Below are 263 nucleotides of genomic sequence, written 5' to 3' on the forward strand. Positions count from 1 at the left end.
GCAATAACATATTCAGGCGTTACGATCTGACCACGGATTTCACCACCCGGGAATGCTGGCGTATGCACGTTCACATAATGGCCGCCTGAGGCCAACACTGCCAGAATATCAGCGTTAATCGCTGTATCCGCCGGTGTCATCCACATGCCTGGATCGCTCATTGACTGTTCCAATCCCACCAGAACATCACCGTTCATGCCAATACCGCCGGTGTGAATATGGGCAGCTGTTGCATCGTCTACGCCAGTGGTATGAACAACGAG

1 protein-coding gene is annotated in these 263 nt (G+C 52.5%); it reads right to left on the reverse strand.

Going from position 1 to position 263, the window contains the following annotated elements:
• Positions 1-263: CHRD domain-containing protein (locus NLF92_RS13230; RefSeq protein WP_254102700.1), on the reverse strand; the 263-nt coding region annotated here is incomplete at both ends.

The organism is Opacimonas viscosa (assembly GCF_024199005.1).
GTDB classification, from domain to species: domain Bacteria; phylum Pseudomonadota; class Gammaproteobacteria; order Enterobacterales; family Alteromonadaceae; genus Opacimonas; species Opacimonas viscosa.